This window comes from Rhodanobacter sp. Soil_C_14, assembly GCF_057657335.1.
The window spans coordinates 1,146,602-1,167,133 of record NZ_JBDGIQ010000001.1; the positions used below are offsets into that span (position 1 = coordinate 1,146,602).

Genomic DNA, 20,532 nt, shown 5'->3' on the forward strand with positions numbered 1-20,532 from the left:
GCTGCCGTCGACAGGTGCGGATCAGTCGACCGACGCATCCAGACCGCGACGCTTCAGCAGCGGCTCGATCTGCGGTTCGTGGCCGGCGAAATCACGGAACAGCTGCAGCGCATCCTTGCTGCCGCCGCGCGACAACAGGGTCGAGCGGAAACGGTCGCCGTTGGCGCGGGTCAAGCCGCCGTTCGCCTTGATCCACTCCACCGTGTTCGCGTCCAGCACCTCCGACCAGATGTAGGCGTAGTAGCCCGCCGCGTAGCCGCCCATGATGTGGCTGAAGTACGGCGTGCGGTAGCGCGGCGGCACCGCCGCGTAATCGGTGCCGTTGGCCTTCAGCGCAGCGGCTTCGAACGCCATCACGCCGTTCGCCTCGGGGATCTTGTCCGCACCGACCTGGTGCCAGCTCTGGTCGAGCATGGCCGAACCCAGGTACTCGGTGGTGGCGAAGCCCTGGTTGAACTTCGAGGTGGCCAGCACCTTGTCCAGCAGTTCCTTGGGCATCGGCGCACCGGTCTGGTAATGCCTGGCGTAGTTGGCCAGCACGCTGGGCCAGTCGGACCACATCTCGTTCACCTGCGAGGGGAACTCGACGAAGTCACGCGGCACGCTGGTGCCGCTGAAGTACGGGTACTGCACGTTGGAGAACATGCCGTGCAGCGCATGGCCAAACTCGTGGAACATCGTGGTCACCTCGTCCCAGGTCAGCAGGGTCGGGCCGCTGGCCGGCTTGGTGATGTTGAGGTGGTTGGCCACCACCGGCAGGTTGCCGGTGAGGCCGGACTGCTGCACGTAGGAGTTCATCCACGCGCCACCGCGCTTGGACGGACGCGCATACATGTCGGCCAGGAAGATCGCCAGCTGCTTGCCGTCGGCGTCGAACACGTCGTAGACCAGCACGTCGGGCTGGTACACCGGCAGGTCGGTGCGCTGCTTGAAGCTGAGTCCGTAGAGCTGGCCGGCGGCGTAGAACACGCCGTTCTCCAGCACGTTCTTCATCTCCAGGTACGGCTTCAGCTGGCTCTCGTCGAAGTTGTACTTCTCGGCGCGCACTTTCTCGGTGTAGTACGCCCAGTCCCATGCGGCGAGCTGGAAGGTCGGCTCACCCCTGGCCTTCTGCTCCTTGTCGATCATCGCCTGCAGCGCCGCGCCCTCGCGCTTCGCATTGGCCACCGCCGGCGGCGCCAGCTTGGTCAGCATCGCATTGACCGCCTCGGGCGTCTGCGCCGTCTCGTCGGCCAGCACGTAGGCGGCGTAGGTGGGATAGCCCAGCATCTGCGACTTTTCCGCCCGCAGCTTCAGCACCTGCGACACGATCGCGGTGTTGTCATACGCATTGCCGCGGCTGCCACGGGCCACCGACGCCTCGAAGATGCGCTGCCGCAACGCGCGGTTCTGCAGCTGCGCCAGCGGCGGCTGGCCGGTGGTGTTGAGCAGGGCGATCACGTACTTGCCGTCCAGCCCCTTCGCCTTGGCGGCGGCCGCGGCGGCGCCGATCTGCTCGTCGGTGAGGCCGGCCAGTTCCTCCTTCGTATCGACCGTCACCGCCGAATCGTTCACCTCGGCCAGCACGTTCTGGCTGAACTTGGTGCCCAGCCTGGCCAGCTCGCCATTGATCTGTTTCAGGTGCGCCTTGTCGGCATCGGACAGCTTGGCGCCCGCGCGCACGAAGTCGGTGTGGTAACGCTCGACCAGGCGCGCGCCCTCGGCGTCCAGGCCCAGCTGGTCGCGCGTGTCGTACAGCTTCTGGATGCGCGCGAACAACGCCGGGTTCAGCGAGACCGCATCGCGATGCGCCGCCAGCTTCGGCGCGTAGTCGGCCTGGATCGCCTTGCGCGCGTCATTGGTGTCGGCGCCGACCAGGCTGAAGAACACGGTCGAGGTGCGGTCGAGGATCTGTCCGGACTTTTCCAGCGCGACGATGGTGTTGTCGAACGTGGGTGCCGCGGCGTTGCCGGCGATCGCGTCGATCTCCTTGAGGTGCTCGGCCATGCCGCGGTCGAACGCCGGGCCGAAGTCGGCATCCCTGATCTTGTCGAACTGCGGATAGTGCAGCGGCAGCGGGCTTTCGCTGAAGAACGGGTTGCCGGCGTCAGTCGCCACCGTGTCGGTGTGCGCCTGGGTGCTGGCGGTTTCGCCCTTGCCGCTGCCGGCGTCGCTGCAGCCGGCCATGGAGCCTGACAGGGCAATGGCCAGGGCCAGCGCGATGGGATGCTTCATGGATGGTGTCCCGTTGATGGTGGACACCCGATCCTAATCGAAGGCCGCTGCCATCACCCATGACTAAAGTTATGGACACGGGGCAAGCCGCGTGCCGGCAGCGGCGTGGATCCTGATGGAAGCAGCCACCACGCCATTCGTCTCAGGCATCGGGACAAGTTGTCGCACTCGTCGCCTTGGCGCAGCCCGGCGTCGTGGCCGACTGGATCGCGGAATGCTGCGCGCCGGCCAGTGTCACCGTGCGGGGCGAGGCCGTCAGCATCGCGCCCATCACCAGGGTGCACAGGGCGAAGCAGGCGACGAACAGGCTGGCGAGGATCATCGATTCGAATTTCATGGGACGGCTCCGATCATCAGGCGAGAGTGCCTTGTGGTGTATCCAGAGCAATCGCCGTGCCAACCCGAAAATTTCGCACAAGCCATTGTTTTAAATGGCACTTGAGGATCGGTCGCCGATCAGCGGGGTTGTCCGCGGACATCGTCCACCCCGATTCCGGACAGCCACGCCTCGCGAAATGACTGGCCCATCGCAGATCGCCCGCAGGCGCCACGCTATCCTGCCGCCAGATCTGGCACCGGGAGTCGGCATGCGCGTGTCATCGACAGGACTGCTCCGCGTGATGCTGGCCGCGGCGCTGTGCGGATGGATGCTGACGCCGGCGCTGGCCACGGACCAGGCGGGCGTGCGGCGCTGCGGCTGGTTCGAGAATCCCACTCCGGGCAATGCCACGCTGACCGATCGCGATGGCGAATGGGAAATCGCCAGCCAGGGCGGCCACCAGGCCGACGGCGACTGGCCCCGGTTCAGTGATGCGCAATGGGTCGAGACCAACGGTCACCATGGCTACGGCTGCGCGTGCATGACCGTGATCGACGATGACCAGGGGCACACCGTGTCGTCGATCAGCAAGGCCACGGCCAGGCCACTGGCCGTGTGCCGAAGCGACCGCCACCTGCACGAACCCGTGCACGAGCTGGACGACGAAAACTGAGGTCGAGCAGGCGCCGATCGTCGATCAGCGCAACGCTTTCAGCGCGGGTGCGCCAGGGCGAAATCGATCGCGGCGCAAACCGCCGCCGCCTGCGCGGCGTTGCATTGTTCAGGCGTTGCCCGCGGGCTGTCCGGATAGACCTCGGTGGTGGTCTTGTAGGTCGCCTCGGTGATGCCTGCGCACAGCCCCAGCTCGCGCAGCGCGTACTGGATGACGCCTTCGGCGACCACCGGTGAACCGATGATCTCGCCGTGTTCGTCGGCCGGCGCGATATGCGTGACCTTCGCCACCGCCTCGATGATCGAGCGCTGGAAGGCGGGCTGCGGATGCGCCGTATCGTCGACCAGGTAGAAGCCGTCGGGGATTTCGCCCGGCTCGTGCGGCAAGCCGTCGCGCGCGGCCAGCGCGGGGCGGAATTCGGACTCGTCGCTGTCGGTGGTTTCGTGCAGGTCGATATGCATCAGCACGCGATCGCGCAGCGGCGCCACCATGGACATCAGCGCGGCCGATTCCGGCGCCGGGCTGTCCTCGCGGAACGAACGGTTCGGGTCCAGTGCAGCGGGATTCCAGCGGTGGATGCGCTCGTACGCCCACGGGCTCACGCAAGGCGCCACCACCAGGTTGGCCCGCCCGGCGTAATCCGCCGCGTGACGGTCGAGGAAAAGCAGGGCGCCATGCACGCCGCTGGTTTCGTAACCATGCACGCCGCCGGTCACCAGCATGGTGGGCAGCGCATCGTTCCAGTCGCGACTGCGCACGACGAACAGCGGATAGCTGGCCGGCGGATACTCCAGCCGGCCGTACTCCGCCACGTCGAAACGCGGGCGCAGCCTGTCGATGACGCTGACGACTTCGGCCTGATAGCCGCGCTTCACCGCCTGGCTCTCGCGCCACTGCGCGACCTCGGCAGCGCCCCAGCGCACGCCGGGGGTGCCGATCGGATGGGAGGTCGGATGGTTCATCGCGCTGCTTGCTCCGCTGGCTGTCGAGATCCCCGGCACTTTATCACCAGCCCGGAATCAGAGCCCCGCCGCGCCCTTGCGCAGCCAGCGGTCGATCAGCGCCTTCTCGTAGCGCAAGCTGTCCTGGTCGACAGCGCTCGCGCGGGCCAGGAAGGCCAGGTCACGCAGGCTGCGGCTGCCGCTGCGCAGCACCTTGCCGTCGGCACCGTACAGGGTGAAGTCCAGATCGATGCGCGGCGGGTAGATGTCCTTGACGATGCGCACGTTGTTGAAGTCCGGCCCCCGCCAGGCCTCGTACTCTCCGGCAAGATCGACGTCGGTCACCTCGACGTCCAGCCGCTGGCCGGGCGCCAGGATGCGGGCCGCACGCTGCGCGATGTAAGCCTTGAGCGGCTTCAGGTACGCATCGGCATCGTTCGCATTCACTCCGAAGCTGCGCTTCGCCTCGGTGAAGTGCGCGGGGTCGCGGTAATGCACGCTGACGTTGTCCGGTGGCTGCGCCGCCTGCGCGGCCATCGCGGACAGGGCAAGCAGGACAAGGCACGACAGGCGCGACAACGAAAAGAACCTCATGGCGATTCTCCGGAGGCTGGCCAGGCGATGGCCGACGATCGGTTGGCAGTATAGATCCGCGCGACATGGACTCACCGCAGCCGACTGCTGCAGAGTACGAACACAGCCGTCGATTCCACAATACCGCGGCGTGGCGGATGCGCTTGTCGAAGAGTGATCAGTTCCGCCCCGCCCTCCCCCGCGCCTCGCGCTTGCGGTACAGCTGGTGGTCGGCCTCGGCCATGCCCTGATCCAGCGTGACCTCGTGGCCGAAGGTGGACCAGCCCAGGGTGAACGCGATCGGCGCGTCGGCGCGATCGTGCTCGATGCGCGACACCACGCCTTCGACCGCACCATCGGCGGCATCGCCCAGCAGCACCATGAACTCGTCGCCGCCCAGCCTGATCACGGCATCGCCGGGCCGGACGTGGCGTGACAGGAAATGCGCCATCGCCACCAGCACCTCGTCGCCGCGCTGATGGCCGTAGGTGTCGTTGACCTGCTTGAAGTGATCCAGATCGATGACGACGCAACCCCAGCGGCCCTGCGCGCTTCGTCTGCCGACATCGTCGAGGAAGCGCCGGTTGTAGCAGCCGGTCAGCGGGTCGCGCACCGACATCTCGTGCAGGTTCAACGCCTGTTGATACTGTTCGGTGATGTCCTGGGCGTGGCCCAGCACGTAGGGATCCTCGTCCTCATCGTCCAGCATGTTCTGGTACTGCCAGATGCGCAGCGTGCCGTCCTTCGCCACCAGTTCCAACACGCCTTCGTCGCGATCGTTGCGGAACAGGCGCAGCAGGTAGGCACGGAATGCCGCATGGCGCTCCGGCCGCATGAAGTCGGTCAACGGGCGACCCAGCAGTTCGCCGATCGAGTAGCCCAGCGAACGCGCGGCAGCGGGATTCACCGACAACAGCACGCCTTCGTAGTCATGCGTGCAGATCAACCCCAGGCTGTACTCGAACAGTTTGCGGAAACGGCGATCACTGGCTTCCAGCGCGGTGACCACGCGCCGGCGAATGCTCACGTCCTGGATGGCACCGACCAGACGCACCGGCTTGCCGTCGTCGTCGAACACGATGCTGCCGATCGTGCGCACCCAGATCTTGCGGCCGGTCGCGGTCACCAGCGGCAGTTCCAGGTCCCAGCCCGTGCGATCGGCGGTGCCCTTGGTCATCGCCGCGAAAATCACCTCGCGCGCCTTCGGCGGGTAGAACGCCAGCGCCTCCTGCACGGTGGGTCGATAGCCGGCCGGCACTTCGTGGATGCGGCAGGTCTCGTCGGTCCACTGCACTTCATCGGTGCCCAGATCGACCTGCCATCCACCCACTCCGGCAAGACGACCGGTGCGATCGAGGAAGGCCTCGCTGGCGCGCAGTTTCTGGGCAAGCCGGGCAGCCTCGTCGCTGCCCGGCGGGGCAGACCCGGTCACGGCGGGATGGCGCTCCAGCGCCAGCATGCGAAGCTCCAGCGCCTCGCTCGCGACCAGCGCCAGTGACAGCAAGGCCTGGCGCTGTGTTTCATCGAGCGAGCGCGGTTCGCGACCGAACACGCACAACGCGCCCACCCGCAGGCCGTCGCCGAGCTGCAGTGGCGCACCGGCAAGGAAGCGCACGTGCGGGCTGCTGGTGACCAGCGGATTGTCGGCAAAGCGCGGATCGGCCCGCGCATCGACCACTTCCATCAGCCCCTCGGCCAGCATCGCGTATTCGCTGAAGTCGCTGGCGCGCGGCGTCTTGTCCAGTCCGGCAAGCCCCACGCGGGACTTGAACCACGGCCGCTCCCCGTCTACCAGGGCAAGCAACGCCATCGGCGCCCCGGTGACCAGGGCCGCGCTGCGGGTCAGTGCGTCGAACAGCGGTTCGGTCCCGGAATCCAGCACGGACAGTGCGTGCAGGCGGGCCAGTCGTTGCGCTTCTTCGGCAGGAACCGGAGCGGGCATGCCATCTCTCTCAAAAGGCCTGGCGCGAGTATCGACCGGAGCAGAGCAAGGTTCCGTGATTCGTTCGCCTGTACAGCGTGGCTTGCGCACGACCGACCCGGCCCGGTCGCCCATCCGTTGTCGCCACGTACACACGCCGCGGACCACAGTGGGCGGCGCTTCGACCGCCATGGAAGACATCGCCTCAAGCCGCCCGGCGGCCTTGCCGGGCACAGTCCGTACCATCGACTACCGGAGGAACCGATCATGCATCAGACACTGCGCAAGATCCTGCCATTGGCCGCCGCCGCACTGCTGGCGTTCTCCACCGCCGCCGCCGCGAAGGACGTCTCGCTCAGCGGCGATTTCGCCGGCGAGAACGGTGCCACCAACCAGCCCAGCGGGCACGTCAGTGCCACCCTGGACACGGTGACCCACCAGCTCAAGTACACGATCGACTACCAGGGTCTGAGTGGACCGGTCACCATCGCGCACTTCCACGGTCCGGCCGGTCCGGACGTGGCCGCGGGCGTGATGAAGCTGATTCCCGGCCCGTACCAGAGCGGCATGAGCAACAGCGTGACCATCGATGCCGCGACCCAGTCCGCCCTGCTCAACGGACTGACCTACGTGAACCTGCACACCAAGGCACACCCGAAAGGCGAGGCGCGCGCGCAGATGACGGTCAGTCCGTCGCCGGGGATGTAGGCATCAGGACCCGTGATTGCCGGGGCGAGACCCGGCAATCAGCTGGCCTGGCCTAGCGCGCCCACAGGCGCATGATCCACGGCCACGCCATCAGCAACACGATCAGCGGCAGGAACAGCGCCAGCATCCAGCGCTGCTTCTTCGCCTGGCGCCTGTGCTCGGCGGCGATCAGGGCCATGTCGGCACTCATCTGCGCCATCGCCTGTTCCATCTGCTCCGGATGGGCCAGCGTGGCCTCCATCGCACCCGGCTCGTCCAGGCGTGCGGCAAGGGCACCGGCCCGCTTCATCGCCTCGTTGTAGGCGTCCGACTGCAACGGGCTCCATTCGTAGTCGTTGCCCGTCGACTGCTTCCACAACTGCCGGGCCAGTGCGTACACCGCCGCCGGCGGGTCTTTTTTCGACGGCAGGCTCACGTTGACCACACCCCTGGCCAGGGCTCCGAGATGGAACACCGCGAGCAGACGGTCGCTCCAGTGGATGCGCGGCGCCACGCGCGCGAACCGCTGCACGCGAAACATCAGGAAGAAGCTTTCACTGCCGTTGCGCTGCGTCACCGTGCGCAGGCAGATGCCGGACACTTCGCGCCAGGGAATGCGCCCGGTCAGCGGGGTGGCAAAGCCGACGCCGTCCAGTTCCAGCGCCGGCTGTCCCACGCCCGCCAGGGCACGCAGCAGGAGCAGCAGGCCCATGGGCACCAGCAACACGCCGAGCATCAGCGGGATCACGTCGTGCCTGACGTCGGCCGACGCCATGATCACGACCGCCACGCCGAGCAGGGCCAGCAACAAGCCGGCGAGGACGTAGCGGAGTCCGCCATGCACCTGCAGCGTCTGCGACGAACCGGCCGGCCTGCGCGCGAACTCGTCGATGCGCTGCTGGATCGCGGCGCGCTTGCGCTGCTCCGCGCGCCGCTCGCGTCCACGGTCACTGAAATACGCCAGGGCGATCAGCGCAAGACCGAACACCAGCAGCAACAGCGCCAACGTCGGCTGGCTGCGCCACAAGACAAGGCCGCTGCCCACGGCGATCACGCCGAAAATCACCAGAAAAAGATTGACCAGCTGCAACATCGCGTGACCTGCACCGCTCCATGGCGAGACGGCCATTGTGGCGAGGCGCAGCACCCACCGGCAAGCGGGAAGGCGGGAAGCCGTGACCCCGTCCACGCAACGTTCGCTGTTTGGGTTTCGACCGGCCGGCCTCATACTGCGCGGTTGCGATCAGACATCCCGTGACTTCCATGCTTATCGGTATCGACTTCGGCACCAGCTATTCGGCGGCCGGCGCCATCATCGCCGGCGAACTGCAGCTGGTGCGCTTCGGCGACACCGAGCAGTTCCGCACCGCGGTGTATTTCCCCGAGCTGGTGCCCGACCCGGCGGACTTCCAGCTGACGCCCGAACTGCAGGCGCAGCTGGAAGTGGAGCTGCGCCTGGCGCGCACCCGCCAGCGCGAGATGGCGTCGGCTGCCGCCGCGCGCGGGCAGACCCCGGTGGTGCGCGGCGAAGGCGACCTGCAGCGCGAGGCCTTGCGCGTGGTGCGCCGGCAGTGGATGGAGCAGCAGACCCGCGAGGCCACCGCCTCGGTCGCCAGCTTCCAGCACGCGCTGTTCGGCGAAGAGGCGGTGGAAGGCTACCTGGACAGCGGCGGCGGCAACCTGATCGAGTCGCCCAAGTCGATGTTCGGCTATCGACTGGACCCGCAGGTGCGCAAGGTGATCGTGCACATCGCCACGCACATCCTCGAACACATCAGGCTATGCGCCAGCCGCCAGTTCGGCGTGCCGGTGCGCGGCGCGGTGATCGGCCGTCCGGTGGAGTTCCGCAGTTCGATGGGTGCGCAAGGTTCGCAGCAGGCGATCGAGATCCTGCGCGAAGCGGCCGGCGTGGCCGGCTTCGACGAGGTGAGCTTCCTGGAAGAGCCTGCCGCGGCAGCCATGCACTATCACCGGAGCCTCGACGCGCGACAGCACGCACTGATCGTCGACATCGGCGGCGGCACCACCGACGTGGCGCATGCCGAACTCGGCGGCGGCGCGACGCCGCGCATCGCGCGCAGCTGGGGCCTGCCCAAGGGCGGCACCGACCTCGACGTGAGCCTTAGCCTGCACAGCTTCATGCCGCTGCTGGGCAAGGACAGCGTGCGCATCCCGCAGCACCAGTTCGTCGAGGCGGCCAGCGTGCACAACCTGCCCAAGCAGCGCGAGTTCCGCCGGCAGGACTATCGCCTGGTGGACGAGCCTTACGGCGCGCGCCTGCGCGCCCTGCAGGAGCTCGGCGCCACCACGCGCCTCAACCAGCTGGCCGAACGCACCAAGATCGTCCTGAGCAGGACGCCCGGCCATCGTGTCGAGCTGGACTTCGTCGAACCCGGTCTTGCGGTCGATGCCGGCCGGGAGGATTTCGACGCAGCCATCGAACCCTTCCTGGGCCAGCTCGAACGCACGCTGGAACGCGTGCGTGGCGACCTGACCGAACTGCCCGCCAGCATCTTCCTCACCGGCGGCACCTCGCGCTCGCCGCAGATCAGCACCCGCGTGCAGGCCTGCTTCCCGGAGATTCCGCTGGTACATGGCGACCCGTCGCTGGGCGTGGTCTCGGGTCTGGCCGTGGCGGCCAGCGAGTTCGGCGGGTAGCCGCGCCGATCCGGGCCTGCCAACATGCAACCTGGTTGTTGCATGTGTGAAAGCGGCGGATCATCATGCAACTACCGTGTTGCATGATATCGAGGCAGTTCCATGAACACATCGACCGATCGCATCGAGCAACAGATCCTGCTGCACGCACCGCTGGAACGCGTGTGGCACGCGCTGGTCGACCCGGGCGCGCTCGGCGCCTGGTTCGGCATGGCCTTCGACGGGCCGTTCGTGGCGGGCCAGCCGGTGACCGGCAGGATCCTGCCGACCCAGGTCGACCCCGAGGTGGCCAGGCTGCAGGAACCCTACGCCGGCACGCCATTCAGGCTCCTGATCGAGCGCATCGAGCCGATGCGGGCGTTCGCCTGGCGCTGGCATCCCTACGCCGTTGACCACGACACCGACTACGAGCAGGAGCCGACCACGCTGGTCACCTTCGAGCTTGAAGTCGTCGAGCACGGCACCTCGCTGCGACTCACCGAGTCGGGTTTCGACCGATTGCCGGCGGCACGACGCGCCGACGCGCTGCGCGCAAACGAGGGTGGCTGGACCATGCAGATGAGCAACATCGCCCGCTATGTCGATGCGCACTGACCGCGCCCGCCGAGCCGCGGCGCTGGCCAGGAGCGCGCCGATCTTCGCCGCGCTGGGCGATGCCACGCGGCTGCGCCTGGTTGCGACGCTGTGCGCCGGCAGCGCGATGTCGATCGCCCAGCTCACCGTCGGCACCACCATCACCCGCCAGGCCGTCACCAGGCACCTGACCGTGCTGGCCGAGGCCGGCCTGGTCCACGACCTGTGGCGCGGTCGCGAGCGCCTGTGGGCGTTCGAACCGTCGCGGCTGGACGAGGCGCGCAAGGCGCTGGACGCGATCAACGCCGAATGGGCCGGCGCGCTGTCGCGGCTGCAGCGCTTCGTGGAGCACTGAAGACTCGGCTCAGCGGTTGTCGCCCCTGGGAAAGCGCACGCGGTCCGGCTGGGTATTGAGTTGCTGCAACATCACCAGCAGCAGGCGCGACTTGACGCTGCCGGCGTGTTTCGGATCCACCACGTAGCGCACCCGGGCGTCGATCCAGGTATTGGCATTGACCCTGAACAGCACCGTGGGCCGCTCCTTCACCTCCACCTCGTCTACCGGCGTCCTGGCCAGGATGTCGCGATACGTGCGCACGCGCCGGATCATCGCCTCGCCCAGTTCCCTTTCGGCCGCCTGCTGCATCACCTCGCTGACAAAGGCGAGGTCGCTGTCGTAGGCGATCTGAAACGATATCTCGTCCCAGATGTAGGGAAACATTTTCCACGAAAAGTTGTAGACGGCGCTGGTCAGCACGTTGGCATTGGGAAACTTGACCAGCCGTCCGCTGGGGTGGCTGCTGGACACGTACGGCCCACCCACCTCCCACAGCGTGGTGTCCAGATAGGTCACCTCGATCACGTCGCCGGTGGCTTCGCCGATGCTGATGCGATCGCCCACCCGATACGGCCGACGCGCCAGGATGTAGATCCAGCCGATGAAGCTGGTGATCGGCGTCTGCAGTGCAAAACCCAGCACCAGCGATATCAGCCCCAGTGACGCCACCGCCGCGTACCAATTCGCGAACAGCATCGAAACGACGATCAGCGCGATCAGCACGAACACTACCAGTCCCGCGATCCGCTGCAGGTTGTAGCGGGTCACCGCATTCTCGATCCGGTCGATCGCCCTGGCGCGGATCAGTCGCGCCACCGCCAGGATCAGCACGATCGCCATCAAGCCGACCACGATCCGGCGCAGCGGAGGAAGATAGCGCGGCGCCAGTGGCACCAGGTCGAGCCGAAGCACGTAGTAGATCGCCGCCAGCACCAGCAGGAGGATCGCGTACGCGCCCAGCCACAGCGCATGGCCGCGACTTGCGGCCGCGTATTTCTTACTGGCGTCGTTGCCCATGCGTACCTTCCGATCTCCGCCACACGCTGCCACTGCATGCGTATGCGCGGCGTCGACGAGCGTGTCGCACGGCGCCGCGGCAACCTGCGGCAGCGAGAGCGAGGCCGACTGCCTCACCACCACTTCACTGCGTCCGGCACAGGCTGGGGCCTTCCCCGCACCGGAGTACGCCATGGCCACCAGGGCAAAACCCGCCTCGCGCTCACGCATCCCGGCGTCCGCGACCATCGCCAGCGAAGCGCGTGGCAACGCCGACGAATTGCACCAGCTTGCCGGCGCTGCGCATCCGCCCATGACCACCAACCAGGGCGTGCCGGTCAGCGACGACCAGAACTCGCTGCGCCCTTCACCGCGTGGTCCGACCCTGCTGGAAGACTTCATCCTGCGCGAGAAGATCACCCACTTCGATCACGAACGCATCCCCGAACGCATCGTGCACGCGCGCGGCTCGGCGGCGCATGGCTACTTCGAACTGACCCGGTCGCTGGGCAGGTACACCACTGCGAAGATCCTCACCGAAATGGGCAGAAAGACGCCGCTGTTTACCCGCTTCTCCACCGTGGCCGGCGGCGCCGGCTCGATCGACACGCCACGCGACGCGCGTGGCATCGCGACGAAAATCTACACCAGCGAGGGCAACTGGGATCTGGTCGGGATCAATTTCGCGCCGTTCTTCATCCAGGACGCGATGAAGTTTCCGGACCTGGTACACGCGCTGAAGATGGAGCCGGATCGCGGCTATCCGCAGGCGGCCAGCGCGCATGACACCTTCTGGGATTTCGTCTCGCTGACGCCCGAAACGTTGCACGCCGTGACGTGGCTGATGTCCGATCGCGGCATCCCGCGCTCGTTGCGCATGATCGAGGGTTTCATGATCCACAGCTTCCGCCTGCTGGCCGCCGACGGCAGCAGCAGCTTCGTGAAGTTCCACTGGCGGCCGAAGCTGGGCGTGCAGTCCACGGTGTGGGACGAAACCGTCAAGATCACCGGCGCCGATCCGGACTACCACCGGCGCGACCTGTTCGAGGCCATCCAGCGCGGCGACTTCCCCGAGTGGGAACTGGCGGTGCAGCTGTTCACCCAGGAGCAGGCCGACACCTTCCCGTTCGACCATCTCGATGCCACCAAGCTGATTCCGGAAGAACTGGTGCCGCTGACCGTCATCGGCCGCATGGTGCTGGATCGCTGGCCGGACAACTTCTTCGCCGAGACCGAGCAGGTAGCGTTCTGTCCATCGCACCTGGTGCCCGGCATCGATTTCTCCGATGACCCGCTGCTGCAGGGCCGGCTGTTCTCCTACCTTGACACGCAACTGTCGCGGCTGGGCACGCCCAACTTCCATCAGCTGCCGATCAACGCGCCGAAGTGCCCGTTCGCCAACCTGCAGCGCGATGCGCAGATGCAGATGCAGTCGCCGCCCGGCCGCGTGAGCTACGAACCCAATTCGCTCTCCGACAGCAGCCCCCGCGAAACACCCCGAGGGTTTCCGCACGCGGCCGAACCGACCGAGCCTGGCCGCAAGGGGCGCATCCGCGCCGAGTCGTTTGCCGACCACTACAGCCAGGCGCGGCGCTTCTATCGCTCGCAGAGCCAGCCCGAGCAGGCGCATGTCGCCAGTGCCTTCGTGTTCGAACTGTCCCGAGTGGAGACCCCGCACGTGCGGGCCGCCGTGGTCGGCCACCTGCGTCACGTCGACGAAGACCTCGCTGCCCGCGTCGCCGCGGGCTTGGCGCTGTCGCCGATGCCGCCCGCCCCGCCGGCCAGGGTGGCGCCGGTCGACCTCCCCCTGTCGCCGGCGCTGCAAACCATCGGCAAGATGAAGGACACCCTGAAGGGGCGGCTGGTCGGCATCCTGATCCACGACGGCTCCGACGCTGCCACCGTCAAGGCCTTGCGCAAGGCCGTCATTGCCGCCGGCGCGGCGGTCAGGATCGTGGCTCCGAAAGTCGGCGGCGCCACGCTGTCCGACGGCAGGAAGATGCCTGCCGATGGCCAGCTCGCCGGTACGCCTTCGGTCTTTTTCGACGCCGTGGCGATCGTGTTGAGTGAAGCCGCCGCCAGGCAGCTCACCACCGAGTCCGCAGCGCGGGATTTTGTCAGCGACGCCTTTGTGCACCTGAAGGCCATCGCGGCCGACGCCGGCGCACAGTTGCTGCTGAAGGCCAGTAGCGTGAAACGCGACGCCGGCGTGGTGGATGCGGCCAACGCCCGCGACTTCGTCGTCCTGGCCAGAACCCGGCAATGGGCGCGCGAACCGAAGGTACGCATGCTTCCCTGAGCCGGTGAACGACCATGTTCCGGTCACGACGCCGGATCTTGGCGTCCGGGTTTCGCGATGCTTCGAAGAGGTGCGTTATGCAGTTGAAGAGACTGACCCTGCAGGACGGGTTCGAGGTGGCGGGCACCGTACGTGAGGTGCAGGGCGCACAGATGGTGCTGGCACCGGGAAGCAGCACCGGCGGCCCCGGCAACCGCCATGCCGGGCTGACCAGTGGCTCTACGTGGTTTCCGGGAGCGGCGCGGCCATCGTAGAGGGCCAGCAGCATTCGCTGCGAGCCGGCACGTTGCTGGTGATCGAGCGTGGCGAGGCCCACGAGATCCGCGCTACCGGAGACCAGCCGCTGTCCACCGTCAATTTCTATTCGCCCGCAGCCTATGCCGACAACGGCGATCCGCTGCCGGCGGGCGAGGCCTGACGTCACGCGGGCTGTTCGCGTCCCGTGACGCTGTCCGGCTCAGGCCGCGCACTCCGGAATCAGCGCGGAGAGGTCGGTCACGCCGACGTCGATGCCGAGCTGGCTGAACAAGGTGGTGACCTGGCCCCGATGATGGGTCTGGTGGTTGAACACATGGCGCAGCACCAGGGCGCCGGTCTTGACGTGCCTTTCGCCAGCGCTGTTGGCATAGCTCAGCGGCTGCGCGTAGAGCTCGTCGGTGGCTTCGGCGGTGAAGGCGATGATGGCCTCGTCCAGTGCCTCGCGATCGGCGCGCAGCGCGGCGAAGTCGGGAAACGTGATGCCACGGACCAGCGCCGGCAGCGGCGCGGCGCGCACGAGGTCCAGCGAGGCGAGTCCGGGCATCGCCCCGGCGAAGCGTTTCAGCCAGTGCATGTCGGCAGCCAGGATGTGTGCCAGCGTGGCCAGGATCGAGCCGAAGAAGGCGCCCCGATCCGCCCGCAGTTCCGCCTCGTCCAGGTTCGCGGCCGCCGCATACAGGCGCGCATTCATCCACTGGTTGTAGCGGGCCATCAGTTCGAAATCGGATTTCAGGGACATCGTTTTCTTCGTGACAAGCGGACGGGGAGACGAGGGTAGCTGTTCGGGCGGATCCGTTGATTCACCGGGTGGCTAAAGCGGAGGCAGCACGGGAATCAGCGCCCGGGCCTCGACCGCGGCCTTGAACGTGTAAAGCGTGTCGTCCGGGTGTATTCCATCCGGCAGGTGGGCTGCCCAGGTCGGCATGCCGCGCCGGATTTCGTGGTACTGATCGATCAGGTGGGTACCCGGATTCTCTCTCACGAGCGCCGCCTGCGTATCCGCGATCCGGGCGACGATGGCGTCGGTGGTGCCGTCGGCGCAGGGGTTGGGAGTCTCGACGAAGACCGTCTTTCCGTGCGCGATGGCAATCTTCACCAGTTGCGTCCAGCGTGTTTTCACATGGGCCATGTCGTCCCATCCGGTGCGGGCAAGCGCGGCGTCGTTCAATCCGGTGTTGATCACCACGATGTCGGCCTTGCTCGACTTCATCTCGGCGACCCACGAACGCGGCACGCCATGGGTGCCATCGAGCAGGTCGTCGGTGATGATCATGTTCACCCCGTGATTGGAAAGCTTCACCTTGTAGCCGGCCGCCGTCAGCATCGCATCGAGCTGGCTGACCGCATTGCGGGGCGTGACCGTGTACGTGCCGTTCTTCCGGGTCGTGCCCAGCATCGTGCTGTCGCCGTACATCGCGATCCGGACCGTCTGTCGCGCAGGCGCGGCCGAGCCGGCAGGCGTCGCGCTGGCGTCGGCAGGGAAGCCGCAGCAGACGAAGGCGCCAAGCCAGACGATGAACGCGATTTTCATGGCGATGTTTCCCGAGCAGAGGAGCTGAGCCTTCCACATCTTCTTCCACCAGGCCGATGACCTGCGACGATGTCGAAAGCAGGCGGCCCGGCGACGCTTGCAGGGTCGTCGAACGCACATGCGAAGCGCAGTATCGCAGAAGCTTCCGAAGCGTTCGGGGGAAGCCACCAAAAAGCGTGCCGTCACGGCCACCAGGCACGACGCGCCGCCCGTGTGCCAAGAGTCGGGTGTGCACGATTGAACGCCGTGATTAGAGTAAATGCTTCGACACGCGCTTCTGGTACCGCGTCACTCCCTCATCAACGGCGGACAGCCGCCTGGCCGACAGTCGAAGGAATGCACCGATGAACCGACCGAAAAGATTCCACCCGTCGGGCGTTGCCCTGGCCGCGCTTGCCCTGCTCGTCGCGGGCTGCTCCGGCGTGGCCACCCGGGATATCGAAGCCGAGCGCGCTGCGCTGCAGCGCGACCCGGTCAGCATGAACGCGAAGAATCTGCCGGAAGCGCACATCGACGCTTCCGGCGCGGTGAAGGTCGGCACGGATCAGCTGCCGCTGACCGACGGGCAACGCGCGCTGACCCGCGACTACCGCGCCGCCGTGATCGAACTGGTTGACCTGACCCTGTCCGGCACTGCGCGGATCACCGATCACGCCATGAGCCGGGTGCTCCTTGCATCGCTGATCGGCCGGGGCGACGAGGCGGGGGAAAAGGTCGGCAGGCAGGCCGAAGCCATGGTCCACTCGCCGCAGTTCTGCCAGCTGCTGGACAAGGTGCAGCAGAACCAGGACCGCATGGTGCAGTCGGTGGTGACGCTGCGGCCCTACGCGAAGATCGATGCACGCGCGGTCGAGAATTGCCGGGCCGGAAAGCCCTACGAGGCCGGCATCTAGCCAGCGCGAGGCGGCGGCGGCGCATGCGGGCGCTGCGAAAAGTTGCGGACCGACCGCGATGCATTCGTTGTCGCGTCCTGTCTCATCCGCCTGGCCGCGCCCGATCCACCGACTCTTCCGCGGCGGGTGCTGCCGGCTCATTGATCGCTGGAACGGATCAGCGCCAGGCCCGCGGGGGTCAGCTGCAAGGAGGCCGGGGCGACTTCGCTCGTTTCCATCTGCAGGACCAGACCCGCCGCGATCAACCGTTCCGCGGCGGCCTTGTCCACGGTGGCAGCCTGCCCCTGCGCCACCCGGGCCAGGTTCTCGTAATCGCGTGGACCAGGTTGCGTCGGCATGGGCATGTTCTCCGGGTCGTGGTTTCGATCTCGCCCTGGCAATCGATGCTACAGCTGCGCGGACATGGTCGAGGACAGCCAATCCGTGGCGCGCTGGCGCCACGGCCGTGCGCGCCACTGCGGCAGGGTCAGTTCGTGCGAGCGGGTCAGGTCCTGCTCGATCACGTCGATCATGTGCGCGGCAAACGCATGGTCGTAGATGGCGATGTTGGATTCGTCGTTGAGCTGGAACGAACGGTTGTCGAAGTTGGCCGATCCGGCGATGGTCAGATAGCCGTCCACCACCATCAGCTTGTTGTGGAACAGCGACGGCTGGTAGCGGTACATCCGCGCGCCGGCCTGCAGCATGCTGCCCCATTTTGCCTGCGAGGCGTCGCGCACCACCGTGCTGTCCACGTGGGGTCCGGGCACCACCAGGCGCACGCGCACGCCCCTGGCCAGCGCGTCGCGCAGCGCGGTCAGGGTGAGCTCGTCGGGCACGAAGTAGGCGCATTCCAGGTCGATGCTGCGCCGCGCGCCGTTGATCGCCATCAGGTACATCAGCTGCATGTTCTGGCTGCCACCTTGGGGCGAGCTGGCGTAAGCCTGCACGTCGAGGTCGCCGCCAGCGGAAATGTCGGGGTAGTAGTCCGGACCAAGCAGGACCTCGCCGGTGGTGGCGAGCCAGTTGCTGCCGAAGATCGCCTGCATCTGCGCGGCCGCCGGGCCCTCCACGCGGAACTGCATGTCGCGCCAGTGATCGGGCTGGGTGCCGTCGCCGTCCCATGCGTCGGCGATGCCGACGCCGCCGTTGAACGCCACCTTTCCGTCGACCACCATCAGCTTGCGGTGGGTGCGGTTGTTGACGCGGTCGATCGCGTACCAGCTCAATGGATGGAAGTATTCGAAGCGCACCCCGCCGGCGCGCAGCGCGTCGATCACCTCCTGCTTCATGCGGGTGGAGCCGACCCAGTCGGCCAGCACGCGCACCTTCACGCCCGCACGTGCCCGTTCCGTCAGCGCGGCAACGAACTCCTTCGAAACGTTGCCGGACCAGTAGATGTAGGTTTCCAGATTGATGCTGTGCCGGGCCGCGTGGATCGAGGCGAGCATCGCGGGGAAGATCTCCGCGCCATTCTGGAAGTCCTGCACCGCATTGCCCGCGCTGACGCTGGTGCCCAGCTGCGCACCCAGCTCGCGCCGGAACTGCACGCTCTCCACCGCACTGACGTGGCCTGTGCGCTGCTGCAGGCCGCGCGTGTGCGGCCACAGGTTGAGCAGCACGATGCCCACCAGACACGCGGCAAGCACGCCCAGACCCAGCCACAGCAGACGCCGCCGCCATCGCACCGCTGAAACCATCGTGACTCCTCATTCGGCAGTGGCACCAGCCTGCCTTCGAGGATGCAACGGGAGCGTGATGCAGGCGCGTGGACCACGCTCAGCGCGAGCGGGGCCGGGGCATCGTTTCAGGCATCGCCGAATCCACTAATAACCCGCCGCCAGCCCCGCCGGCCGACGCGGATCATTGGCGCCTTCCAGCAGGCCGGTCTTCGGATTGAGCAGGATCGCCTCGACCGCACCGCCGCCGAACTGCTTGAACGTGTAGCCCATCGATTCCAGCGTCTGCTGCGATTCGGGCGTGAGCAGGCCCTGTCCCGCGTAGACCACGTCGGGATACCACTGCTGGTGCAGGCGCGGTGCGTTGACGGCCTGCTGCATGTTCATGCCGAAGTCGACCACGTTGAGGAAGCTGCCCAGCACCGAGGAGATGATGGTGGCGCTGCCGGGGCTGCCGGTAAGCATGAACGGCTTGCCGTCGCGCAGCACGATGGTCGGCGTCATCGAGCTCAACGGCCGCTTGCCCGGTTCCACCTGGTTGATCACGCCCTGCACCAGGCCGGCGCCATTGGCCACGCCCGGCTTGCCGGTGAAGTCGTCCATCTCGTCGTTGAGGAAGAAACCGGTGTCGCCGGCGATCTGCTTGTTGCCGAACAGGAAGTTGACGGTGTACGTGGTGGAGACGGCGTTGCCGTCCTTGTCGACCACCGAATAGTGCGTGGTGTGGTTGCCTTCGGGTGCGCCGAGGCTGCCCGTGATCTCGGACGATGGCGTGGCCTTGTCCGGTTTGATGGTCGCGCGAAGCCTGGCCGCGTGCGCGTCCGAGAGCAGCGTGTCGATCGGGTTCTGCACGAAGGCCGGATCACCGAGGTAGGTGTTGCGATCGGCGAACGCGCGACGCTCGGCTTCGACCAGGTAGTGCACGCTGTTCACCGAACCGTAGCCCCACTTGGCCAGCGGGTACGGCTTGACGATCTGCAGGATCAGGCACAGCGTGGTGCCGCCCGAGCTGGGCGGTGGCGCCGACACCACGGTGTAGCCGTGGTATTCGCACTGGATCGGCTTTTCCCACTGCGCGGTGTAATCGGCGAAGTCGCGCAACGACAGGATGCCGCCGTTGGCGTCACTGCCCTTGACCACGGCGCGGGCGATCGGCCCTTCGTAGAACGCCCTGCTGCCGCCGTTCGCGATCAGCTCCAGCGTATGCGCCAGGTCCTTCTGCACCAGCCGCTCGCCGACCTTGAACGGCTTGCCGTGGTTGAGGAAGATCGCCGCCACGTTGGCATGCTTCGCGAAGCCGTCGTTGCCGGAACGCAGGCTGTCGACGTCGCCCTGCTGGAGGATGTAGCCCTCGCGGGCCAGCTTGATGGCCGGCGCGATGACCTGCTTCAGCGACATCGTGCCGTAGGCCTTCAACGCGGTGTCGAAACCCATCACCGTGCCGGGCACGCCCACGCCGAGATAGGTGTCGGTGCTGCGGCCTTCGACCACGTTGCCTGCGGCATCCTGGAACATCGTGGGCGTGGCCTTCGCCGGCGCCTTCTCGCGGAAGTTGAGGAACAGGTTGCGACCATCCTTCAGGTGGATGGTCATGAAGCCGCCGCCGCCGATGTTGCCGCAGCACGGATGCACCACGGCCTCGGCAAAACCCACCGCCACCGCGGCGTCCACCGCATTGCCGCCGCGCTTGAGGATGTCCACGCCCACCATCGTGGCCAGGTGCTGGGCGCTGACCACCATCGCATGCTTCGCGGTCACCGGCTTCGCGTGCTGCAAGGCCTCGCGCGTGTTGTCCGGCTCATGCCCGGTCTCGTCGGGATTGACCTGCTGGGCCAGCGCCGGGGCGATGAACGCCGTCAGCATCGCCACCAGCAGGGCGCGACGTGGCCAGCGGCGATGATGGAACGCCCCGGCGGCGGTGGCTGGGCTGCAATCGATGCGCGGCGTGTTCGTATCGGGCATGGGTTCATCCTCGGCAGTGATCGATCCAGCATAGCCCCA

General features: G+C 67.0%; 19 protein-coding genes and 1 pseudogene. 8 read left to right on the forward strand and 12 right to left on the reverse strand.

The features are described 5' to 3' along the window. Positions 1-21: 21 nt before the first annotated feature. Positions 22-2,214: a M3 family metallopeptidase gene (locus tag AC3A56_RS05280; RefSeq protein ID WP_487769573.1), complete on the reverse strand. Its 2,193-nt coding sequence runs from the start codon at positions 2,212-2,214 to the stop codon at positions 22-24. 142 nt (positions 2,215-2,356) lie between these two features. Then, entirely contained in the window at positions 2,357-2,551 is a 195-nt protein-coding gene (locus tag AC3A56_RS05285; RefSeq protein ID WP_204109706.1) for a hypothetical protein, read from the reverse strand. A 250-nt stretch (positions 2,552-2,801) separates the two neighbouring features. Here AC3A56_RS05285 and AC3A56_RS05290 point away from each other — a divergent pair, with 250 nt between their 5' ends. Further along, positions 2,802-3,206, forward strand: coding sequence for a DUF4087 domain-containing protein (locus AC3A56_RS05290; RefSeq protein WP_487769574.1), 405 nt, complete (start codon positions 2,802-2,804; stop codon positions 3,204-3,206). 38 nt (positions 3,207-3,244) lie between these two features. Here the strand turns inward: AC3A56_RS05290 and AC3A56_RS05295 are convergent, their stop codons facing one another. The 3 genes from AC3A56_RS05295 to AC3A56_RS05305 all read right to left on the reverse strand — a co-directional run bounded on the left by AC3A56_RS05295 (position 3,245) and on the right by AC3A56_RS05305 (position 6,662). Further along, positions 3,245-4,168: a M14 family metallopeptidase gene (locus AC3A56_RS05295; protein WP_487769575.1), complete on the reverse strand. Its 924-nt coding sequence runs from the start codon at positions 4,166-4,168 to the stop codon at positions 3,245-3,247. A gap of 57 nt (positions 4,169-4,225) precedes the next feature. Continuing rightward, the gene (locus AC3A56_RS05300; RefSeq protein WP_487769576.1) at positions 4,226-4,741 is read right to left on the reverse strand and encodes a DUF3016 domain-containing protein; all 516 of its coding nucleotides are present in this window, start codon (positions 4,739-4,741) and stop codon (positions 4,226-4,228) included. A gap of 157 nt (positions 4,742-4,898) precedes the next feature. Further along, entirely contained in the window at positions 4,899-6,662 is a 1,764-nt protein-coding gene (locus AC3A56_RS05305) for a sensor domain-containing diguanylate cyclase (RefSeq protein ID WP_487769577.1), read from the reverse strand. A gap of 246 nt (positions 6,663-6,908) precedes the next feature. Between AC3A56_RS05305 and AC3A56_RS05310 the strand changes: the two genes are divergently transcribed. Further along, positions 6,909-7,349, forward strand: a complete 441-nt coding sequence (locus AC3A56_RS05310; protein WP_487769578.1) for a CHRD domain-containing protein — start codon at positions 6,909-6,911, stop codon at positions 7,347-7,349. Positions 7,350-7,401: 52 nt separating this feature from the next. Here AC3A56_RS05310 and AC3A56_RS05315 read toward each other — a convergent pair whose 3' ends face one another. Next, entirely contained in the window at positions 7,402-8,421 is a 1,020-nt protein-coding gene (locus AC3A56_RS05315) for a hypothetical protein (protein ID WP_487769579.1), read from the reverse strand. A gap of 170 nt (positions 8,422-8,591) precedes the next feature. On the opposite strand from AC3A56_RS05315, the gene AC3A56_RS05320 reads away from it, so the two are divergent. The 3 genes from AC3A56_RS05320 (at position 8,592) to AC3A56_RS05330 (ending at position 10,914) form a co-directional block, all read left to right on the forward strand. After that, on the forward strand, positions 8,592-9,986 hold the full coding sequence (locus tag AC3A56_RS05320; protein ID WP_487769580.1) for an Hsp70 family protein: 1,395 nt from the start codon (positions 8,592-8,594) through the stop codon (positions 9,984-9,986). Positions 9,987-10,088: 102 nt separating this feature from the next. Continuing rightward, a complete protein-coding gene (locus AC3A56_RS05325) occupies positions 10,089-10,580 on the forward strand; it encodes an SRPBCC family protein (RefSeq protein ID WP_487769581.1) in 492 nt (163 codons plus the stop codon). Then, complete coding sequence (locus AC3A56_RS05330) at positions 10,570-10,914, forward strand: ArsR/SmtB family transcription factor (RefSeq protein WP_235577802.1); 345 nt, start codon at positions 10,570-10,572, stop codon at positions 10,912-10,914. Before AC3A56_RS05325 ends, AC3A56_RS05330 begins: the two co-directional genes overlap by 11 nt. 9 nt (positions 10,915-10,923) lie before the next feature. Here the strand turns inward: AC3A56_RS05330 and AC3A56_RS05335 are convergent, their stop codons facing one another. Beyond that, complete coding sequence (locus AC3A56_RS05335; RefSeq protein WP_487769582.1) at positions 10,924-11,913, reverse strand: mechanosensitive ion channel family protein; 990 nt, start codon at positions 11,911-11,913, stop codon at positions 10,924-10,926. Between the two features lie 292 nt (positions 11,914-12,205). Here AC3A56_RS05335 and AC3A56_RS05340 point away from each other — a divergent pair, with 292 nt between their 5' ends. Together AC3A56_RS05340 and AC3A56_RS05345 are read left to right on the forward strand one after the other, a co-directional pair. Further along, entirely contained in the window at positions 12,206-14,191 is a 1,986-nt protein-coding gene (locus AC3A56_RS05340; protein WP_487769635.1) for a catalase, read from the forward strand. Positions 14,192-14,268: 77 nt separating this feature from the next. After that, positions 14,269-14,609, forward strand: a pseudogene (locus AC3A56_RS05345) (cupin domain-containing protein). A gap of 39 nt (positions 14,610-14,648) precedes the next feature. Here the strand turns inward: AC3A56_RS05345 and AC3A56_RS05350 are convergent. Together AC3A56_RS05350 and AC3A56_RS05355 are read right to left on the reverse strand one after the other, a co-directional pair. Beyond that, positions 14,649-15,188, reverse strand: a complete 540-nt coding sequence (locus AC3A56_RS05350; RefSeq protein WP_487769583.1) for a DinB family protein — start codon at positions 15,186-15,188, stop codon at positions 14,649-14,651. A gap of 72 nt (positions 15,189-15,260) precedes the next feature. Continuing rightward, complete coding sequence (locus AC3A56_RS05355; RefSeq protein WP_487769584.1) at positions 15,261-15,980, reverse strand: SGNH/GDSL hydrolase family protein; 720 nt, start codon at positions 15,978-15,980, stop codon at positions 15,261-15,263. Positions 15,981-16,324: 344 nt separating this feature from the next. On the opposite strand from AC3A56_RS05355, the gene AC3A56_RS05360 reads away from it, so the two are divergent. Further along, positions 16,325-16,873, forward strand: a complete 549-nt coding sequence (locus AC3A56_RS05360; protein ID WP_056766546.1) for a YggN family protein — start codon at positions 16,325-16,327, stop codon at positions 16,871-16,873. 137 nt (positions 16,874-17,010) lie between these two features. Here the strand turns inward: AC3A56_RS05360 and AC3A56_RS05365 are convergent, their stop codons facing one another. The 3 genes from AC3A56_RS05365 to ggt form a co-directional block, all read right to left on the reverse strand. Beyond that, positions 17,011-17,211, reverse strand: a complete 201-nt coding sequence (locus AC3A56_RS05365) for a hypothetical protein (RefSeq protein ID WP_487769585.1) — start codon at positions 17,209-17,211, stop codon at positions 17,011-17,013. Between the two features lie 48 nt (positions 17,212-17,259). Next, complete coding sequence (locus AC3A56_RS05370; protein ID WP_487769586.1) at positions 17,260-18,552, reverse strand: phospholipase D-like domain-containing protein; 1,293 nt, start codon at positions 18,550-18,552, stop codon at positions 17,260-17,262. Between the two features lie 126 nt (positions 18,553-18,678). Continuing rightward, a complete protein-coding gene (gene ggt / locus AC3A56_RS05375) occupies positions 18,679-20,493 on the reverse strand; it encodes a gamma-glutamyltransferase (RefSeq protein WP_487769587.1) in 1,815 nt (604 codons plus the stop codon). Positions 20,494-20,532: the final 39 nt, after the last annotated feature.